The 20,057-nt window shown below is 59.6% G+C and carries 14 protein-coding genes and 1 tRNA gene; 4 read left to right on the top strand and 11 right to left on the bottom strand.

The window, feature by feature from the left end; all coding sequences use genetic code 11:
• Nucleotides 1-29: 29 nt before the first annotated feature.
• The 7 genes from ccmB to GSQ93_RS03685 are packed head-to-tail and all read right to left on the bottom strand — an operon-like array spanning nt 30 to nt 5,556.
• A complete protein-coding gene (ccmB, locus tag GSQ93_RS03715; protein WP_158934286.1) occupies nt 30-698 on the bottom strand; it encodes a heme exporter protein CcmB in 669 nt (222 codons plus the stop codon).
• Nucleotides 686-1,381, bottom strand: a complete 696-nt coding sequence (gene ccmA, locus GSQ93_RS03710; RefSeq protein ID WP_158934285.1) for a cytochrome c biogenesis heme-transporting ATPase CcmA — start codon at nt 1,379-1,381, stop codon at nt 686-688. The genes ccmB and ccmA overlap by 13 nt, the downstream gene beginning before the upstream one ends.
• A gap of 10 nt (nt 1,382-1,391) precedes the next feature.
• Entirely contained in the window at nt 1,392-2,006 is a 615-nt protein-coding gene (locus GSQ93_RS03705; RefSeq protein ID WP_158934284.1) for a NapC/NirT family cytochrome c, read from the bottom strand.
• Nucleotides 2,007-2,015: 9 nt separating this feature from the next.
• Nucleotides 2,016-2,522, bottom strand: a complete 507-nt coding sequence (locus GSQ93_RS03700; protein WP_158934283.1) for a nitrate reductase cytochrome c-type subunit — start codon at nt 2,520-2,522, stop codon at nt 2,016-2,018.
• Between the two features lie 10 nt (nt 2,523-2,532).
• Nucleotides 2,533-5,037, bottom strand: coding sequence for a periplasmic nitrate reductase subunit alpha (gene napA, locus GSQ93_RS03695; RefSeq protein ID WP_158934282.1), 2,505 nt, complete (start codon nt 5,035-5,037; stop codon nt 2,533-2,535).
• On the bottom strand, nt 5,009-5,344 hold the full coding sequence (locus tag GSQ93_RS03690) for a chaperone NapD (protein ID WP_158934281.1): 336 nt from the start codon (nt 5,342-5,344) through the stop codon (nt 5,009-5,011). Before GSQ93_RS03690 ends, napA begins: the two co-directional genes overlap by 29 nt.
• A 53-nt stretch (nt 5,345-5,397) precedes the next feature.
• Complete coding sequence (locus tag GSQ93_RS03685) at nt 5,398-5,556, bottom strand: periplasmic nitrate reductase, NapE protein (protein ID WP_158934280.1); 159 nt, start codon at nt 5,554-5,556, stop codon at nt 5,398-5,400.
• Between the two features lie 695 nt (nt 5,557-6,251).
• Between GSQ93_RS03685 and GSQ93_RS03680 the strand changes: the two genes are divergently transcribed.
• Nucleotides 6,252-10,715, top strand: a complete 4,464-nt coding sequence (locus GSQ93_RS03680) for an autotransporter outer membrane beta-barrel domain-containing protein (RefSeq protein ID WP_158934279.1) — start codon at nt 6,252-6,254, stop codon at nt 10,713-10,715.
• A 91-nt stretch (nt 10,716-10,806) separates the two neighbouring features.
• Here the strand turns inward: GSQ93_RS03680 and GSQ93_RS03675 are convergent, their stop codons facing one another.
• Nucleotides 10,807-11,511: a glutathione binding-like protein gene (locus tag GSQ93_RS03675; RefSeq protein ID WP_158934278.1), complete on the bottom strand. Its 705-nt coding sequence runs from the start codon at nt 11,509-11,511 to the stop codon at nt 10,807-10,809.
• Between the two features lie 257 nt (nt 11,512-11,768).
• Here GSQ93_RS03675 and GSQ93_RS03670 point away from each other — a divergent pair, with 257 nt between their 5' ends.
• Together GSQ93_RS03670 and GSQ93_RS03665 are read left to right on the top strand one after the other, a co-directional pair.
• On the top strand, nt 11,769-13,943 hold the full coding sequence (locus GSQ93_RS03670) for a malate synthase G (protein WP_158934277.1): 2,175 nt from the start codon (nt 11,769-11,771) through the stop codon (nt 13,941-13,943).
• A gap of 106 nt (nt 13,944-14,049) precedes the next feature.
• Nucleotides 14,050-14,139, top strand: a tRNA-Ser gene (locus GSQ93_RS03665).
• A 104-nt stretch (nt 14,140-14,243) separates the two neighbouring features.
• On the opposite strand, the gene GSQ93_RS03660 is transcribed toward GSQ93_RS03665, so the two are convergent.
• From GSQ93_RS03660 to acs, 3 genes are all read right to left on the bottom strand, one after another.
• Nucleotides 14,244-16,262 (bottom strand): sodium:solute symporter family protein, encoded by a 2,019-nt coding sequence (locus tag GSQ93_RS03660; protein ID WP_158934276.1) that lies wholly within the window; start codon nt 16,260-16,262, stop codon nt 14,244-14,246.
• A 7-nt stretch (nt 16,263-16,269) separates the two neighbouring features.
• Entirely contained in the window at nt 16,270-16,599 is a 330-nt protein-coding gene (locus GSQ93_RS03655) for a DUF4212 domain-containing protein (protein ID WP_158934275.1), read from the bottom strand.
• Between the two features lie 126 nt (nt 16,600-16,725).
• Nucleotides 16,726-18,708 (bottom strand): acetate--CoA ligase, encoded by a 1,983-nt coding sequence (gene acs / locus GSQ93_RS03650; protein ID WP_158934274.1) that lies wholly within the window; start codon nt 18,706-18,708, stop codon nt 16,726-16,728.
• A 717-nt stretch (nt 18,709-19,425) separates the two neighbouring features.
• Between acs and GSQ93_RS03645 the strand changes: the two genes are divergently transcribed.
• Entirely contained in the window at nt 19,426-20,013 is a 588-nt protein-coding gene (locus GSQ93_RS03645) for a TIGR00645 family protein (protein ID WP_158934273.1), read from the top strand.
• Nucleotides 20,014-20,057 lie beyond the last annotated feature (44 nt).

The raw sequence follows: 20,057 nt of genomic DNA, 5'->3' as shown, positions 1-20,057 counted from the left end.
CACTCATTGTGCCGACTCATTGCGCCCACTCATTCAGCCGAAATCCGTAACGCCGCGACGGTTGCGACCGGGCACAGCGCGAGCGCAGCCAGCAGGCTTGCGCCGAGCAGCGAAAAGTTGGCCGTTGACCATGCGCCGGCGCGTGATGGATCGGCCGCGTTGGTACCGAAGATCAGCACCGGCGTTTCGAGTGGAAGCACCAATACCGCGAGCAGCATGCCGCCGCCCCGCACGCCGAGCGTCAACGCCGCGCCCATCGAACCGATGAGGCTCAGCACGGGCGTTCCGAGCAACAACGCTGCGGTGAGACGGCAGACGCTATCGAAGGGCAAACCGTATTGAAGTGCGAGAACTGGCGCAAGCAACACGAGCGCGAAGCCGCTCGTTAGCCAGTGCGCGCCGATCTTCGCTGTGACTATCGTCAGCAGCGAACGTGGCGAAAGCAGCATCTGGTCAAGCGCGCCATCGGCGAAATCGGGGCCGAATAAACGCCCCAGCGAGAGCATCGCGGCGAACAGCGCGGTCACCCACAACACGCCGGGCGCGATAGCTTGCAACAGCACAGGGTCCGCTCCGACCGCGAGCGGAAACAAGCTCCCCGCGATGACGAAGAACAGCAGGCAGCCGAGGGCGGCGGTGCGTCGCCGCCACGTCAGGGCCAGTTCGCGCTGCACGATACGCACCGTCAGTCGGAACATCGGCCGCACGGTTCGAAGTAGAGATTGCGGGTGGCCGAGGGCGCGGTGGTGATGAGCTTATGCGTAGTCATCAATACGATGCCGCCCCGCTCCAGGTGTCCCGCAATGCAGCGTTCGAGCACGCCGGACGACTCTTCGTCCAGCGCTGCCGCCGGTTCGTCGAGCAACCACAGCGGCTTGTGTTCGAGCAACAGCCGCGAAATAGCGAGCCGGCGCTTTTGTCCCGCGGACAAGCCGCGCACAATCGCGTGCCGGTAGCGGTCAAGTCCCACGCTCTCCAGCGCTTTCTCCTCGACCTCTATCCGCTCTTCGGCTACCTCGCCTAGCACCGAGCTGAAGGTCAAATTCTCGGCAGCGGTCAGATCGTCGCTGATGCCGTTCAGATGCCCAAGATAGGCTAGTGACTGCCGCCACACTTCCGGACGTGCCTGCGCATCCCTGCCGCGCCATCGCACCGTGCCCGCGCTCGGTTGCAACAGACCCGCGAGCACGCGCAGCAGCGTGGTCTTGCCGCTGCCGTTCGGGCCGTGGATCTGCAGCACCTGGCCGGCGTCAACGTCGAACCCGACGTCGCTAAAGAGCCTTTGCCCCCCACGGTCGAAGGCTAGTTTGTCGACAGACAAAAGTGCATTTGCCGATCGTGCCGAAGAGAATTCCGACGGGATAAACGTGTTCTGCTTCATCGTAGACCTCTCAATGTGAACGCGCTTCGCGCAGCTGTTGATCTCGCATTGCCTGAGTCATGTCCGGCAATTCGTGTGCAATACCCTTGTGACAATCGATACACGTTTTCTCGCCCGTGCCGAGAAAACGCTGATGCGCGTTCTGCGCCCGCGGACTCTGGCGCGTGAAATCCATCGACTCGAACGAGTGGCAATTTCGGCACTCCAGCGAATCGTTTGCTTTCATGCGGCGCCATTCGTGTTCGGCGAGTTCGAGCCGTTTCTCCTGGAACTTCTCACGCGTGCTGACCGTGCCGAACACCTTCGCCCACACCTCTTTCGACGCCTGCATCTTTCTGGCGATCTTGTCCGTCCAGTTGTGCGGCACATGGCAGTTGGAGCAGATCGCACGCACGCCGCTACGGTTGCTGTAATGAATCGTGCTCTTCAGCTCTGCGAACGTGTTGTCGTGCATCTCGTGGCAACTCGTGCAGAACGCCTCAGTGCTCGTCACTTCCAGCGCCGTGTTGAACGCACCCCAGAACACCACGCCCGCGATAAACCCGCCTAGCGTCAGGAAGCCCAGGCTGTAGTAAGTGCTTGGACGGTTGATCGTCTGCCAGTAGCGCTTTATCAGGTCGAACATCGCACACTCCTACTTCTTCCCGGCCGCATTCGGCCCGAACGAACCGAGAGGCCCGGGCGCGACGCGCACATCTTCCGCATCCTTGAACGTGTTGCCGACAAGCGGCTTCGTATCGGCTTGCGGGACATGACACTGCGTGCAGAAATAGCGCCGTGGCGAGAGGCTTCCGAGCGTGACGTTGTCTCGGGTGAGGTAATGCGATACGCCGATGGGCACGGCTCCACTCTCGGCCGCGCGGCTCCTCGCATGGCACGCGAGGCAGCGGTTGGCGTTCTTGTCGAGTTGATAACCGTCGATCTTGTGCGGGATCGTCGGCGGCTGCTGTGCATAGGCGCGGCCACGGATGACATCCTTATTTTCGATAGGTGCAATCAACGGCGGTTTCGCCTCTTCATCGATCGGCGTCGTGCCGCGCATGGCGTCGTGAAACGGTTCGGCAGGAATCACCGGCTGGGTCGACGCCGCCTGGGAAAAAACGCAAAGACTTGCTGCAACCACCACGGTCCACGCTCGCATGGCCGCCTCCTCAGACTCGGACAATCTTGACGGCGCACTTCTTGTAGTCGGTCTGTAGCGAGATCGGGTCGGTGGCGTCGAGCGTTACTTTGTTGATCAGCTGGCTCGCGTCGAACCACGGTACGAACACGAGACCGCGCGGCGGTTTGTCACGACCGCGTGTCTCGATCCGCGTACGGATAAAACCGCGTCGCGACATCACCTTGACTTCATCTCCGCGTCGAAAGCCGAGTGCTTTTGCATCGTCGGGATGCATGAAACATACGGCGTTCGGGAATGCTCGATATAACTCCGGCACACGGCGCGTCATCGATCCGGAATGCCAGTGTTCGAGCACGCGTCCCGTTGCGAGCCAGAACGGAAATTCCTTGTCGGGCGCCTCCGCCGGCGGTTCGTACGGCAACGCGAAAATCACTGCGCGGCCGTCCTTGTTTCCGTAGAACTGGTAACCGGTGCCGGCTTTTACGTAAGGATCCGATCCCTCCTTATAACGCCAACGCGTTTCCTTGCCATCCACGACCGGCCAACGCAAACCGCGCGCTTCGTGATAAGCGTCGAAGGGGGCGAGATCGTGACCATGCCCGCGGCCGAAGCTCGCGTATTCCTCGAAGAGCCCCTTCTGCACATAAAAACCAAAGGCCTTCGCTTCATTGTTCTTATAGTTCGGATTGCTATCTTTACTGGGAAATTTATCGACCTGGCCGTTGCGGTATAGCACGTCGAATAGCGTCTTTCCCCTCAGTTCCGGCTTCTTCGAAATCAACTCCGGCGGCCAGACTTCCTCGACCTTGAAGTACTTCGAGAACTCCATCAGTTGCCATAAATCGGAGCGCGCGCCATTGGGCGCTTCCACCAGTTGATGCCAGAACTGCGTCCGGCGCTCGGCATTGCCGTACGCTCCCTCCTTCTCCACCCACATCGCCGCGGGCAGGATCAGATCGGCGGACACGGCCGTTGCGGTCGGATACACGTCCGACACCACAATGAAATTCTCTGGGTTCCGATATCCCGGCAGCGTCTCTTCGTTCAGGTTCGCGCCCGCCTGAACGTTGTTGTTGCACATGACCCAATACGCGTTCAGCTTGCCGTCCTTCAGCATGCGGTTCTGCATCACCGCGTGATAGCCAGGTTTCTCCGGAATCGTGCCCGCGGGCAGCCGCCAGATCTGCTCCGCGTGTGCCCTGTGTTCGGGGTTGGTCACCACCATGTCCGCCGGCAGCCGATGCGAGAACGTCCCCACTTCCCGCGCCGTGCCGCATGCCGACGGTTGGCCCGTGAGCGAGAACGGGCTGTTGCCTGGCGTTGTGATCTTGCCCGTCAGCAAGTGAAGGTTGTAGATCATGTTGTTCGCCCACGTGCCGCGCGTGTGCTGGTTGAAACCCATGGTCCAGAACGACATCACCTTGATATTCGGATTGGCGTAAAGCTCCGCAAGCTGATCGAGCTTCACCTTGGGCACGCCCGACAACTTCGTCACGTAATCCGCGTCGTACTTCGAGACGAAGCGCGCGAACGCATCGAAGTCCATGGGCTTCGAACCATTCGGATCGCCTGCATTTTTAGCGGCTTTCTGCAACGGATGATCGGGACGCAGGCCATAGCCAATATCCGTATTACCTTCCTTGAACGTCACGTGCTTCGAAACAAAGTCCTTGTTCACGCGATTCGTCTTGATGATCACGTTCGCGATGTAATTCATGATCGCGAGGTCGGACTGGGGCGTGAAGATCACCCGATAGTCGGCAAGATCAAAGCTGCGATGTTCGAACGTTGACAGCACCGCGACCGTTGTCTTCGGGACGCTCAGCTTGCGGTCCGTCACGCGGGTCCAGAGGATCGGATGCATCTCCGACATGTTCGATCCCCACAGCACGAATGCGTCGGCTTGCTCGATGTCGTCGTAGCAGCCCATGGGTTCGTCCATGCCGAAGGTGCGCATGAAACCGGTCACCGCCGACGCCATGCAATGCCGCGCGTTCGGATCGAGATTGTTGCTGCGAAACCCCGCCTTCATGAGTTTCACCGCCGCGTAGCCTTCGAACACCGTCCACTGACCCGAGCCGAACATGCCGACCGCTGTCGGCCCCTTCGCTTTCAGCACGCGCTTGAACTGATCGGCCATCGTGCTGAATGCCTGGTCCCACGAGACCGGGGTGAACTCGCCGTCCTTCGCGTACTTGCCGTCCTTCATGCGCAGCAGCGGCGTGGTCAGGCGGTCCTCGCCGTACATGATCTTCGAGAGAAAATAACCTTTTACGCAATTCAGGCCGCGATTCACCTCGGCGAGCGGATCGCCTTGGGTAGCGACCACCCTGCCGGCTTTTACACCTACGCTCACACCGCAGCCCGTCCCGCAAAAGCGGCATGGCGCCTTCGACCAGGTCACGTCGGCCTCGGCGACAGCGGCGACGGCCTTGTTCACACTAGCGGAGAGCACCGGCAGCGCGACGCCGGCCGCTGATGCGGCGGTAGCCGCCGCGGTCTGTTTAATAAAGCTTCGACGCGTCAGGCTCATCACGAATCTCCTGGTCGAGCGCTTCAATATCCTCGTGATGCTGATAAACAAGCGAAGCCGAATACACACCCGGAAGCGCATGGATGGCATTCAGTTGATCGACGATGTCAACGGAGCGGCGCGCCTCCAGGGTCACGATTATTTTCCCTTCAGGACTGGTCACGTGGATCTCGGACCCCGGCAGAAGTGAAATAGCCTGCTTGATATTTTCAAGATTCGATTGACTTGCATGCACGACAATTCCCGCAATATGTGCCTCGGGAATTGAAACGAGTTCAACGAATGCATTTTTCAGGCGTGCAGACATAAATCGACTCCTGTCGCTTTCAATTACATGAAACGAATTAATCCGCGCGTTATTCAGTGAGGCGGACCGCCGATCAGCATTTGATAGAACCACACGCTGAAGCCATAAATGGCAACAAACATGATGGTCAATACAGGAACCATGATGATGGTCAGAAAGAGGAAGCTACGGAGCTCTTCCGTCTTTCGAAGGGGAGTTTCGGTTTCCGTCATGATTATGAAATACCAGAGGCTGTGCGATTAGCATCCTGTTTTTGAGATGCTGTGGGGGTGATTGTTGGCGCACACGGAGAAGGCGTCAAGGGATTTATTGTTTTGGTCGGAGCATGATTCGGCTTAATTATTTCAAGATTTTTAATCCTGAAATTTTATAGATTGAATCAGAATTTCAAGAGGTTTAGAATAAACAGGTCATCCCACCTAAAATCAAATACCAGCTGCGGCGCCGGCATTTCTGGTTGTGTGAACACATGCACTTCAACATGTTGGCGCCTGACAACACCGTTGTAAATAATGTGTCCGACAATGGATTCCACTGATAACACCTGTCTCTCGCGTGATTTTTGCCAGCCGATCCTGAAAATAATTTTCCCGCATTTTATTTCACGTGATCGACTCAAACGTTAACGCTATTTTTTAAAAAAATAGATTACTGAAATACAATCAGATCAAGCAGCATTTCGATAATGTTCAGAATTTCCAGCATATGTATAAAAACGAAATTTTGAAATCAATGGGGATGTTAAAAATGTAGCAAACTATTCTTCAATTCAAGATACTTCCCCCGCCGAGCGTTTCTGCGCCGAAAGGTTTGAGCGATCAAGACATCCTGGGTTCGTCCGAAGATTACCAACATGCCTAAATCGTGTTCGCCAAGACAGGTAACTATCCTTAAATTGCGCTATCCATTGATCAGCGCAACAATCAATGCGCTTGTCATCGGAGCTCCGTTTTTACTGGGGTTGACTCCTTCAGGAAGAACTTACGCAACGACAATCAATAGCTCGACCACTACCGTCGTCTTGCAAACGCTGGACCCAACCACCGCTACCTTTGTGGCGCCAGCCGCCACCACGATCAAGGTGACCGGAACGGGCATTTCCGGAAACAATTCGAAGGACTGGCAGTTGACCAACAACGGCTCGATCACGACGACTAGCAGTGGCTTCGATGCTGGAATTCAGCTCGATTCAGCCACGGCCAGCGGCGTTAAACTGGATAACTTCGGTAGCATCAGTGCCCCGAATCAGGTTGCCGCAGTCCAGTTGAACAATGGTGGCACCATCGTCAATCATGGCGGAGCCAGTATCAGTTCGGGTCAATTTTATGGCATCTTGGCCACGGGCCGTACCGCGGCGGCTGTGACCAATATTTTTAATGACGGCAATATTTCCGGCAGCTCGGGCGCAGTCGCACTCACGTATGGCGGGTCTGTCACACAATCCGCTACTGGCACGCTTAGTAGTAGCGCTCCCGGTATCATAAATAATAGCGGACCCATAACGATCAACAATGCCGGCCTAATTACTTCCTCGGCATCGTTTGGGCTGTATATACGCGGCACAAGTACCGGGACGATCACCAACACGGGCACTATCTCGGGTGCTGGAGCAGGTGTCTTCCTGCAAGGCACCGCGGCAGTCACGTTAACCAACTCCGGCACCATCACCGGAACGGGCGGCATCGCCGTCAATTTCTCCACCAACAATAACCAGTTGATCCTGCAGACCGGCAGTGTGCTGAACGGCTCGGTCACCAGCAGTGGCAGCAACAACACGCTCGCGTTACAAGGAAATGGCAGCGCGGGCAATACGTTCAGCGGTTTATCCACTGTCTCTGCACTGGGCAGCGGCACATGGACATTGAGCGGCAACGTAGGGACGACAGCAGCCAGTGCTGCCGCGCTCAACGTGCAAAACGGCACGCTGATCATTACGGGCCAGGTCACGAACGGCGGTGCGGGCAGCGGCTCCAGCGTCTCCAACGGCGGCACGCTGCAAATAGGTGACGGCGGCGCCGCCGGTAGCGTCAACGGCAATGTAGTCACCGACAGCGGCGGTCAGTTGCGCTTCAACCGGTCTGATTCGGTGACTTACGCCAATGTGGTCAGTGGTTCCGGCGGCCTCACCCAGGCGGGCCAGGGTGGCACCTTGATTCTGACAGGCAACAACACCTATACCGGCGGCACCAACGTCAGCGCCGGCTCTTTGCAAATTGGCAACGGCGGCAGCATTGGCAGTGGCGCGGCGAACATCGGCGCCGCCGGCACGCTTTTAATCAGCGCCCCGGCCGGTGGAAACGCCACCTTCGCCAATGCCCTGACGGGTAATGGCGCATTCGACGTCACACTGGGCAGCGGCACCGATATCTTCAGCTTCGGCACAGGCGTGGGCAGCGCCTTCGCCGGCACCGTTGTCCTCAATCAGGGCACCTTCAACCTGTCCGGCAACAACACGAATACGCTGCACAACGCCACCCTGCAACTGAACACCGGCAATATCACCAACGTGTCCGCGACAGGCACTCAAGCAGTCGGCAACCTCACACTGAATGGCGGCGCCGTGTCGTTTGCCGACCTGCCGGCCGGCAGCATCAGCACCCTCGCCCTCGCCCTGAATAGCGGCACGGTCAGCATCGACCCCGTCAGTACGGTCAGCCAGGGAGCCTCGTTGCTGCAGCAAGACGACGGCGCGGCCACTCAACTGATCAGCGCCGCCAGCGTGAGCGGAAGCGCCGGAAACCTGGCGCTCACTGACCTTACCGGCAAGCCCCTGATCGAATCGCAAGTCGGCATCCGCCAAAACAACGACACCGTCGCTATCGGCAGCTACAACTACGGCCTGAGCAGCGGCAACGGCACCGGCCTCTACGCTGCCTACACACTCAGCCAGCTGAACTTGCAGGCTGGACAGACCCTCGCCCTGGCCGGCGATACAGACACCGTGGCCGGCGGCGCCGACATGAAAGCCAGGATCACCGGCAGCGGCGGCTTGCTCATTAACGCCACCAACAGCATCACCCTGAACAACGCCGCCAACGACTACACCGGCGACACCACGGTTGGCGGCGGCACCCTCGTGCTCGGCAGCGACAGCGCGTTGGGCAACACCGCTTTACTGGCCTTGAATGCGGGCACCGCGGCAGACATCAACGGCAAGACCCAAACAATCGGTGCACTCGGCGGTGCGGGCACCCTCGACATCAACGCTGGCAACCTCACCATCAACAACGGCGGCACCTTCAGTGGCCTTATCAGCGGCACCAGTGGTGCGCTGACCAACAACGGCGGCACCCTCATTCTCACCGGCGACAATACCTACACAGGGACCACCAACGTTGCCGCCGGCACCCTGCAGATCGGTGATGGCGGCGCCAGTGGCAGCTACGCTGGCGACATTACTGACAACGGCGCCGTCGTGCTCAACCGCAGCGACGCCAGCACGTATGCCGGTGTCGTCAGCGGCACCGGCACCCTGACCCAAAGCGGCAGCGGCACCACAATACTCACCGGCAACAGCACCTACAGCGGGGGCACCACCATTGCCGCCGGCACCCTGCAAATCGGCAACGGCGGCGCCAGCGGCAGCATCGTCGGAAATGTGACCGACAACGGGGCATTGGTCTTCAACCGCTCGGACAGCCTGCGCTTTGACGGCATCATCAGCGGCACGGGATCGGTGACACAGGCGGGTAGCGGCAAGGTCATCTTCAACGGCTTGCAGACTTACAGCGGCAGTACCAATATCACGGCCGGCACCCTGGCTGTCGGAGATCCGGTACATACCGGAGCCGAACTGGCGGGCGGGGGCCTGGTCACGGTCGACGCAGCCGGTGCACTGGGCGGCTACGGCAAAGTCACGGGATCCGTCATCAACAATGGTCTGATTGGCGTGGGCAATGCGTTGCCCGCCTTCGCAAATGGCCCGGATGCGACCTTTACCGTTGCGGGCAACCTTGACAATCGCGGCACGATTACGATGTCCAATGGCGTCAGCGGTGACCGCATGATTGTCTCGGGCGGCACGTATACGTCGAACGGAGGGAAAGTCCTGATCGACGCTGTGCTGAACGAAGGTGGCCCCGCTTCGAACTCCGATTTGCTGGTGGTCGACGCCACGTCGGTTGGCGCTAAAGGCGCGACGCAGATAGCGGTGACCAACGTCGGCGGCGCGGGTGCCGGGACCTTGGGAAATGGAATCCAGGTGGTACAGGTTCAGGACCCCAGCCACTCGGCGGCAGGCGCTTTTGCGTTGGTCGGCCGCGCAGTGGCTGGACCGTTTGAATATCAGCTGTTTCAGGGCGGCGAAAAAAATCCGGACGGGAACTGGTACTTGCGCTCCGAACGCGATCCGATCCCTCCGACACCGCCTGCTCCACCTTCGCCACCTTCGCCACCCACACCGCCCGGCCCGCCTCAGCCGCTCTACCGGCCAGAAGTGGCGGCTTACCTGGCTAACCAGCGTGTGGCAGCGGAAATGTTTGTTCACAGTCTGGACGATCGCGACGGGGACACCTCGCAAAGCGCCAGCTCCGGCGGTAAATCGACCAGGCCAGGCACGGTGTGGTTAAGGGTCGAGGGACGCTCGGAAGGCAGCGATAGCCGTGACGGGACATTCAACGTGAACACCGACTCCTTCCAGATGCAAGGGGGCGCGGAAGTCGCCCAAAAAAGGCTAACCAACGGTGGCGATCTCCTGCATCTCGGACTGACGGCAAGTTACATGACAGCCCGGAGCAACGTAGACGCAGCGGACAACCCTGCACGCGCACACGGAAACGTTCAAGGCTACAGCGTCGGGGGTTATGGAACCTGGTATCAGAGCGACGAGCGTCGACTCGGAGCCTATGCGGACACCTGGGTCCAGTACGGCTGGTTCAACAACAACGTCGAGGGCGACCAACTGCCCACGGTGAACTACAACGCCCACGGCTGGGCGATATCCAGCGAGCTGGGCTATGCGCTCCCCCTGATTGGCGATTGGGTATTCGTGCCACAGGGACAGCTCATCTACGTTGACTATCAGGAAAACTCGCTGACCGAGCCCAATGGCACTTACGTGGACGGAGCCAATTCCAGCGGCGTAATCACCCGCCTTGGAGTCCGGCTGCAACGCACCTTTCAACGCAGCGCGGACAAAAAGGCGCAGTTCTACGCGACAGCTAACTGGTGGCATACGAACACCGACAGCACCGTCTCGTTCAATCAGTTGCCAATCGGTAGTCTGTATCCCGCCAATCGATACCAGCTCAAGCTAGGCGTAAATGGCGATCTTGGAAAACGATGGGCGGCGTGGAGCAACGTCAGCGGTGCATGGGGCGCACAGAGCTATCACGAGTACGCCGTGCGCCTCGGCGTCAAGTACGCGTGGTGAGGTGTCAACCGGGGAATCGCATTAAGGGGTTCCCCCTGTCCTCATCTTCATAGAGGAGGCTTACGCCTGAGCCACTCCGCCCTCGAACCCCTCACCCCCGCTTCGGGATATTCAGTCCTCGTGCCACCGCCGGCCGAGCGACGAACGCATCGAGCACGCGCCTGACGTTCGGGAAGTTTTCGATACCGACCAGCTCGCCCGCCTCGTAGAAGCCGACCAGGTTTCGTATCCACGGAAAGCTTGCGATATCAGCGATGGTATAGGTATCGCCCATGATCCATTCGCGCCCTTCCAGCCGTTGCTCGAGTACGCCAAGCAGACGCTTCGACTCAGCCACGTAGCGGTCGCGCGGGCGCTTGTCCTCGTAATCCTTGCCGGCGAATTTGTTGAAGAAGCCGAGCTGGCCGAACATCGGGCCAAGGCCGCCCATCTGGAACATCACCCACTGGATCGTCTCATATCGGCCGGCCGCGTCCTGTGGGATGAACTGGCCGGTCTTGTCGGCAAGATAGATCAGGATCGCGCCGGACTCGAACAACGGCAGCGGCTTGCCGTCCGGGCCATTAGGATCGAGGATTGCGGGGATCTTGTTGTTGGGATTCAGCGATAAAAACGCCGGCGACATCTGGTCGTTCGTCTCGAAGCTCACCAGATGCGGCTCGTACGGCAGCCCGGTCTCCTCCAGCATGATCGAGACCTTGACGCCGTTGGGCGTGGGCAGCGAATAAAGCTGAATCCGGTCGGGATGCTGCGCAGGCCATTTCGCTGTGATGGGGAAAGCGGACAAATCGGACATGGTTATCCTTTAGACAAAAGCATGGAGAGCGCGGCAATAACGCCTCGGCGGAGCGGTTTATTGGACTGTTTCGACGCACAGGACGACAAATATAGTCACTCCTGCGGATCTTGTCTTGACGCGCCGCGGCCGTATCGAGGTGATCGACTACGCCGGAATCGGATCGAAGCAATCAAGAAGCGTTAACATGGCAGTACATTGCTGCAAGGCGTCGAACGCTTTACGCGGACAGAATACAAACAGAGCTGGAGTTACCCATGAGTCAAATGATCAAGCGAAACGGATTGCAGGTTGCAGCCGAACTGAGCCAGTATGTCGATGACGAAGCGCTGTCAGGTATCGGTATAGAAAGCGAAGCGTTCTGGAAAGGCTTCGATGCCCTGGTTCACGACCTCGCGCCGAAGAACCGCGCGCTGCTCGCTGAACGTGACCGGTTGCAGACCGAGCTGGATCAGTGGCACAAGGCGAATCCTGGACCGGTGCGGGATCTGAAGGCGTACCGCGCGTTTCTGGAAGGCATCGGCTATATCGTGCCGGCAAGCGCGGCTGTGCAGGCCACGACCCAGAACGTGGATACGGAAATCGCCGAACAAGCCGGACCGCAACTTGTCGTGCCGCTGTCGAACCAGCGCTATGCGCTCAACGCCGCGAATGCGCGCTGGGGCAGCCTGTACGACGCGCTCTACGGCACAGACGCAATCCCCGACACCGATGGCGCCGGGCGTACCGCGCAATTCAACCCGGCTCGCGGTGCGCGCGTGATCGCACGCGCTCGCGCGTTCCTCGATGAAGCCGCGCCGCTCGCCAACGGTTCTCACGTCGATGCCACCGCTTATCGCGTAGAAAGCGGCAAGCTTGTGGTGACGTTGAAAAACGGTTCGTCGGCGTTGAAATCGCCGGGTCAATTCATTGGTTTCCAGGGCGATGCGGGCGCGCCTTCTGCCGTGCTGCTCAAGCATCACGGCCTGCACTTCGAGATCCAGATCGACGCAACCGATTCCATCGGCAAGACCGATGCCGCGCATGTGAAGGACGTGCTGATGGAGGCTGCGGTCTCGACCATTATCGATTGCGAGGATTCGGTTGCAGCCGTGGACGCCGCCGACAAGGTCGAGCTCTACCGCAACTGGACCGGCCTGATGAAAGGCGATCTGGCGGAGGAAGTCACCAAGAACGGCAAGACCTTTACGCGCCGCCTGAACGCCGATCGGGAATACACCGCGCCCGATGGTTCGACGGTGAAGCTGCATGGCCGCTCGTTGCTGTTCATTCGTAACGTCGGGCATCTGATGACGAATCCGGCTATTGTCGATCGCGACGGGCACGAGATTCCCGAGGGCATTCTCGACGCCGTGATGACGTCGCTCGGAGCCATGCACGACTTGCAAAACAAGCTCAATTCGCGCACGGGATCGATTTACATCGTCAAGCCGAAGATGCACGGCCCGGCGGAAGTCGCATTCGCCGATGAGCTGTTCGGGCGCGTGGAAGACCTGCTCGGCCTGCCGCGCTACACCATCAAGATGGGCATCATGGATGAGGAGCGACGCACCAGCGTCAACCTGCAGGCATGTATTGCGGTGGCATCGGCGCGGGTGGCGTTCATCAATACGGGCTTCCTCGACCGCACCGGCGACGAGATGCACAGCGCGATGGAAGCCGGTCCGATGATGCGCAAGGGCGACATGAAATCGTCGGCGTGGATCACGTCTTATGAGCGCAATAACGTGCTGGCGGGGTTGAGTTCGGGACTGCGTGGGCGCGCGCAAATTGGCAAGGGCATGTGGGCCATGCCCGACCTGATGCACGCGATGCTCGAGCAGAAGATCGCGCATCCGAAAGCGGGCGCGAATACGGCATGGGTGCCCTCGCCGACCGCCGCGACGCTGCATGCGCTGCATTACCATCAAGTCGATGTGCAAGCCGTGCAGCAGGAGTTGGAGAAGACCGGTTACAGCGGTGCACGCGATGAACTGCTCAATGGGCTGCTGACGATTCCCGTTGTCGAAAAGGCGCAATGGTCGGATGAGGAAATCCGCCAGGAGATCGAGAACAACGCGCAGGGGATTCTGGGTTACGTGGTGCGGTGGATCGACCAGGGCGTGGGATGTTCGAAGGTGCCGGATATCCACGATGTCGGGTTGATGGAAGATCGCGCGACGCTGCGGATTTCAAGCCAGCATATTGCCAACTGGCTGCATCACGGGGTGGTGTCGGAAGCGTTGGTCAACGAGACGTTCGAGCGGATGGCTAAGGTCGTTGATGCGCAGAATGCCAGCGACCCGCAGTATCAGCCGATGGCCGGGGATTTTGAAACGTCGCTGGCCTTTAAGGCGGCGAAGGCGCTGGTTTTTGAGGGGCGCGCGCAACCGAGCGGGTATACGGAGCCGTTGCTGCATAAGTTTCGGCTGGAGGTTAAGCACCAGGGGTGAGTGACGGGTGGCGAGTCACGTCGCCGCCAGATTTCAACCTCGATCACCTCTTCTCCACTAGGGGGCTGGCACAGACGCGGGAGTTTGCTATAATCCGCGACTTGCCGGAGAGATGGATGAGCGGTTTAAGTCGCACGCCTGGAAAGCGTGTTTAGGGTCAAACCTAACCGGGGTTCGAATCCCCGTCTCTCCGCCAGAATACGTTTCACCTTGTTGAGCATCCCCGAAACCCGCATCGAGCCTTGTGCCGACGCGGGTTTTTTGTTTTCCTGTGCGACCAAAAACCGCAAAACCATCGCCTCACGGATGCCGAATATAATCCACCAACGCCCGCGTATACGCGTCCGGTTTCCGATCGAACAGGCTCACCACGACGGCCACCACAAACCCCGCCGGCACCCCGAACACTCCTGAACTGATCGACTCGATCCCAAACCATCTTGCTCCCGCGAACCCCGTGATCTGCGTGAAATACGGATACGTCGACACGATGTAATAGACGCACACGCTCAAGCCCGCCAGCATCCCCGCGACCGCTCCAAGCTTCGTCGTCCGCTTCCAAAACACGCCCAGCACAAGTACCGGAAACAACCCGGACGCCGCCAACGAAAACGCCGCCCCCACCAGGAACAAGATGTTCCCCGTATTGAGCGACGCCACGTAAGAAGCAAACAGCGCCACCCCCAGCAACAATATCTTCGATAGGGTGACCCTTCGCTGACTACTCGCGGTCTTGTCGACCATGCAGTAATAGACGTCGTGCGAAAGCGCATTCGCAATCGTCAGCAACAGACCATCGGCGGTAGAAAGCGCCGCGGCCAACGCCCCCGCCGCGATCAAGCCCGACATCACATACGGCAGCCCCGCAATCTCCGGCGCGGCGAGCACCACCATATCCGGCTGCATCTGAATACCGGACCAGCGCACGATGCCGTCACCGTTCACATCGGCGATACGAATCAGATACGGCTCGACCTTGCGCCATTGCATGACCCACGTAGGAAGATCAGCGAACTTGTGCCCGACAATTCCCGTCAGCATCTCGTACTTGATCAGTACCGCGAGCACGGGCACGCTCACATAAAACAGCGCGACAAAAAACAGCGTCCAGCCGACCGAGCGCCGCGCGGAAGCCACCGATGTGGTCGTGTTATAGCGGGTCAAAATATGCGGCAAGCTCGCCGTTCCCAGCGACAAGCACAGCAGCAACGACAAGAAATTCCGCCTGTGCAATCGCGAGTTTTCATCGTCGGAAGGGGGAAATGCTTCAGCCATTGGCACCGGCGGCGCAGCGCGTTCGAGCATCGCATCACGAGCGCGGCTCCATTGAACGTGCGCCTCGGCGGCTGTCTTCGGGAACGACGCCAGTTCGCTTTCCCGCTCGCTAATATCGCGCAAAGGCCCGTTATGCCGGCGCAAGTCCGCTATCTCCTCAACAAGCCGCGCCTGCCCGGTATGAAACGACGCCGGCAACTCATCAATCTGCGTCTGGATCTGCTGCGCCTGACGCCGGTAATCGTCGCGGACCCGGGCTTCTTCGGGCGAGCGTTCAACCGCCCGCTCAAGCACTTCCACACGCTCCAGCAAGCGTCCATACGAGAGCTGCGGCAACCAGCCGAGCCCCTCGCGATGCGCGATCATCGAGACGGGGATCAGCATGGCGCTGATCAGGATGATGTACTGCGCGACCTGCGTCCACGTGACCGCACGCATGCCGCCCAGAAACGAGCACACGAGGATACCGGCGAGCCCGCAGAAGATCCCGATAGCGAAATCGATACCGATAAACCGCGACGCAATCAGCCCGATGCCCTGGATCTGCGCGACGAGATAAACGAACGAGCACAAGATGGCCGCGAACGCCGCGATCCCGCGCACGAGGTTGCTCGAAAAGCGTGTGCCGAGGAAGTCGGGGATGGTGTAGCGGGCAAGCTTGCGAACGTAGGGCGCGAGCAGGAACGCAACGAGACAGTAACCGCCGGTCCAGCCCATCATGTAGGCAAGACCGTCGTAACCGGTTGCGTAGATGGACCCGGCCAGCCCGATAAACGACGCCGCCGATAACCAGTCCGCCGCGGTGGCCATGCCATTGAACGCGGACGGCACGCGCCGCCCGGCCACGTAATACTCGACCAAATCCGATGTCCGCGACAACAAACCGATGACGGCATACACGGCTATTGGCACGAACAGGAACACATAGCCGATCCACATGCCCGGCCCGGTCACGCGCTCGATCCGCGCCATCACATAGATGAACAGGAAGAAGCCGAGCGTGTAAAGCGCGTAGGCCCGGATGAGTCGATGGGTGAGCTTCATCGGCGCTTCATGGCTCGGTCTTAGCTACGGCAAGCGTGCGTTGCAGGCGTGCATCGGCGAATTGCATCAGCACGATATACACCACGATCAACGCGACATACACCAGGATCGCGCCCTGAGCGCCAAAGTAAAACGGCAGCGGAAAACCCGCGAAACGCACGTGAGCGAGCCGCGTTGCCATGAGGGGAATGCCGAATGACACCACGAAGCCGATCAGCATCAACACCGAGATCAGCGCAAGATTCGTTCGCCAATACAACCGATGCGCGTGCGCCATCGCCGCCGTGACGGGCGGTGGTTCGGCAGGACTCGAAGCAGGCGGTGGAATCGAGGGCATGTGCTTATCTACCAAATGCTTTGAGAAGCGGCAATCGGGATCGACATCGTGCGCCGGCCCGGGATACAAAAACGGCTCCCTGAAACAGGGAGCCGTTCTTTCAAGCTCGATGATACTAGCGCAAAGTCAGCGCGCTTCGCCGAGCTGATCAAGAATCGCGGGATTCTCGAGCGTGGAGATATCCTGCGTAATCTCCTCGCCTTTCGCCAGCGAGCGCAGCAACCGCCGCATGATCTTGCCTGAACGGGTCTTGGGAAGATTCTCGCCAAAACGGATGTCCTTCGGTTTCGCGATCGGACCGATCTCCTTCGCGACCCACGCGCGCAATTCGTTGGCGATCTGCTTCGCTTCATCGCCTTCGGGACGCGAGCGCTTCAGCACGACAAACGCGCACACCGCTTCGCCGGTTGTATCGTCAGGACGGCCGACCACAGCCGCTTCCGCCACGATCGGATTCGATACCAGCGCCGACTCGATCTCCATGGTCCCCAGCCGATGCCCGGAGACATTCAGCACGTCGTCAATACGGCCCATGATCGTGAAGTAACCCGTCTCTTTGTCGCGCACGGCGCCGTCGCCGGCGAGATACAACGTGCCGCCGAGCTCCTCAGGGAAGTAGCTCTTCTTGTAGCGGTCCGGATCGCCCCACACATTGCGCAGCGCCGACGGCCACGGCCGCTTGATCACCAGGATCCCGCCCTGCCCGTTCGGCACGTCCTGACCGGTTTCATCGACAACCGCCGCCATGATGCCGGGCAACGGCAGCGTGCAGGAACCCGGCACGAGCGGCGTTGCGCCCGGCAGCGGCGTGATCATGTGGCCGCCGGTTTCAGTCTGCCACCACGTATCGACGATAGGACACACGCCGCGGCCCACGTTCTCGTGATACCACATCCACGCTTCCGGATTGATCGGCTCGCCGACCGTACCAAGAATGCGCAGCGACGAGAGATCGAAGCTCTTCGGATGCACTTTTGCATCGGCTTCGGCCATCTTGATGAGTGAACGGATAGCGGTCGGCGCGGTGTAGAAAATCGTGACCTTGTGCTTCGCGATCATGTCCCAGAAGCGCCCGGCGTGCGGGTACGTCGGCACGCCTTCGAACACGACCTGGGTCGCGCCAATAGCGGTCGGACCATACGCTATGTAGCTATGCCCCGTGATCCAGCCGATGTCGGCGGTACACCAGAACACGTCGTCAGGCTTGGCGTCGAAGGTCCACTTCATGGTCTGTGCAGCCCACAGCAAAAAGCCGCCGGTGCTGTGCTGAACGCCCTTGGGTTTGCCCGTGGAACCGGACGTGTACAGAATGAATAACGGATGTTCGGCGCTGACCCATTCTGGCTCGCACTGATCGGATTCATGCTCGACCAGCTCGTGCATCCAGAGATCGCGGCCCTCATGCCATTGCGTCTTGCCGCCCGTGCGCTTGTACACAATGACGCTCGTGACGGCTTCGCATCCGCCGGCTGCGATGGCTTCATCGGCAATGCTCTTCAGCGGCAGCGCCTTGCCGCCGCGCATTTGTTCGTCGGACGTGATGAGCGCGACCGCGCCCACGTCCACGAGCCGTTCGTTGAGCGACTTCGACGAGAACCCGCCGAACACGACCGAATGCGTCGCACCGATACGCGCGCAAGCTTGCATGGCGACGACGCCTTCCACCGACATCGGCATGTAGATCACCACGCGATCGCCCTTCTTCACGCCGCGCTTCTTCAGCGCATTGGCGAAGCGGCAAACGCGCTGCAACAGATCCTGGTACGTGACGTTCACGACGGTTCCGTCATCGGCTTCGAAGATGATTGCGTTCTTCGCACCGTGCCCGGCTTCCACATGACGGTCGATGCAGTTATACGACGCGTTGATCTCGCCGTCTTCGAACCACCTGTAGAACGGCGGATTCGACTCGTCGAGGACGGTCGTGAACGGCTTGTGCCAGCTGAGCGTTTCGCGCGCGAGACGCGCCCAGAAGCCTTCGTAATCGCGTTCGGCTTCGGACGTCAAAGCCTTGTACGCGTCCATGCCAGAGATCGCTGCACCGGCCATTGCTTTGGCCGAAGGCGGAAAAATACGGCGTTCCTGGAGTACGGATTCAATCGCAGACATCGACAACCCCTTCTTTGATGGTGAATCTGATAACCGCGACGCCGGAGCCCAAGCTCCGAAGCCGCCATGTCTTTTCGGCGTGAACGGCGCACGCTTTGCAATCGCTGCAAGCGTTGTGCCGTGTCTCCTGCCTCTATGCGTTGCCTGTTCGATGCAGCGCAGCATGCGCGCCAGACTTTATACGGCGAAGATAAGCCGCGCGCCTTACCCACTACTTACGCAACCCACCCGATGACCACGGGGTATACACGTACGGACCGGGACTTTTACGCTGCGGGACTTTCAACGCATCAATCAATGATGCGCTTTGCGCTCACGCGCTGCTTCCGCCGCGCGCAATCCGTGACGCGCCACGCCATGTTAACTGAACTCGTCGTCCGGATTCCAGCTTGAATCGTTACGCGCTCTGGCGTGCATGAAGGCGAAAACGGCACCATCGATGATTTCTTAACCAGGGACGGCTTCCAAACGGCGTTCGTACGGATTTCGCATGTCACGCACCTTCGGCGGAACCGCCAGCGAGTAGGTGGGCGGAACCCGCCGCGCGGGCCGACTTCCTCAGGGTTGACCCGCAACCCCCTGGCGGCGTCGCGCTACAATGACGCGCTTTCTCAAAAAAATGCGCGCGAATGACGTTTTGCCGTTTCACCGTTTCGCGCTCGCCTCGTCCAAAGCACGTACTCGATTCAACCAACCTTCCACGACCCGGCACCGCTCATGTCCGCATCCCCGAACATCCCCGGCACCCGTCCTCCCCGCCGTTCCATGAAGCCCCTTCCAGCAGTCATCTTCATGAGCCGCTGGCTCCAGGTGCCGCTCTATCTCGGCCTGATCGTGGCGCAGGGCGTCTACGTCGTCCTGTTCCTGAAGGAAGTCTGGCACCTCGTCACCCATATGACGACGCTCGACGAAACCAACATCATGCTGGTCGTCCTCGGCCTGATCGACGTGGTGATGATCTCGAATCTGCTGATCATGGTGATCGTGGGCGGCTATGAGACCTTCGTCTCACGGCTCGGCGTGGAAGGCCATCCCGACCAGCCGGAATGGCTCGATCACGTGAATGCCGGCGTGCTGAAGGTGAAGCTATCCATGGCGCTGATCAGCATTTCGTCGATCCATCTGCTGAAAACCTTCATCAATCCGGACCAGTACTCCGAGCACGCGGTGATGTGGCAAGTGATCATTCACGTGGCATTCCTCGCGTCGGCGCTGATCATGGCGTGGGTCGACCGCCTGACCACGCACACGCACCCGGAGCATTTTCACGAACCTTCCGGCACGCCCGCGAAGGCGCACGAGTAAGCACAGGCAAGCAGTGGCACAACACCATGAGCGCTATTCAAAGC

Origin of the sequence: Burkholderia sp. S171 (assembly GCF_009766085.1) — a bacterium.
In the GTDB taxonomy this organism is placed as follows: domain Bacteria; phylum Pseudomonadota; class Gammaproteobacteria; order Burkholderiales; family Burkholderiaceae; genus Caballeronia.
Note: the sequence above shows the minus strand (reverse complement) of the source record. Positions and strands in the feature narration are given on the sequence as shown.

Coding starts and splice junctions, on each gene's coding strand:
- ccmB (WP_158934286.1), bottom strand. CDS start 698: ATGTTCCGACTGACGGTGCGTATCGTGCAGCGCGAACTGGCCCTGACG.
- ccmA (WP_158934285.1), bottom strand. CDS start 1,381: ATGAAGCAGAACACGTTTATCCCGTCGGAATTCTCTTCGGCACGATCG.
- GSQ93_RS03705 (WP_158934284.1), bottom strand. CDS start 2,006: ATGTTCGACCTGATAAAGCGCTACTGGCAGACGATCAACCGTCCAAGC.
- GSQ93_RS03700 (WP_158934283.1), bottom strand. CDS start 2,522: ATGCGAGCGTGGACCGTGGTGGTTGCAGCAAGTCTTTGCGTTTTTTCC.
- napA (WP_158934282.1), bottom strand. CDS start 5,037: ATGAGCCTGACGCGTCGAAGCTTTATTAAACAGACCGCGGCGGCTACC.
- GSQ93_RS03690 (WP_158934281.1), bottom strand. CDS start 5,344: ATGTCTGCACGCCTGAAAAATGCATTCGTTGAACTCGTTTCAATTCCC.
- GSQ93_RS03685 (WP_158934280.1), bottom strand. CDS start 5,556: ATGACGGAAACCGAAACTCCCCTTCGAAAGACGGAAGAGCTCCGTAGC.
- GSQ93_RS03675 (WP_158934278.1), bottom strand. CDS start 11,511: ATGTCCGATTTGTCCGCTTTCCCCATCACAGCGAAATGGCCTGCGCAG.
- GSQ93_RS03670 (WP_158934277.1), top strand. CDS start 11,769: ATGAGTCAAATGATCAAGCGAAACGGATTGCAGGTTGCAGCCGAACTG.
- GSQ93_RS03660 (WP_158934276.1), bottom strand. CDS start 16,262: ATGAAGCTCACCCATCGACTCATCCGGGCCTACGCGCTTTACACGCTC.
- GSQ93_RS03655 (WP_158934275.1), bottom strand. CDS start 16,599: ATGCCCTCGATTCCACCGCCTGCTTCGAGTCCTGCCGAACCACCGCCC.
- acs (WP_158934274.1), bottom strand. CDS start 18,708: ATGTCTGCGATTGAATCCGTACTCCAGGAACGCCGTATTTTTCCGCCT.
- GSQ93_RS03645 (WP_158934273.1), top strand. CDS start 19,426: ATGTCCGCATCCCCGAACATCCCCGGCACCCGTCCTCCCCGCCGTTCC.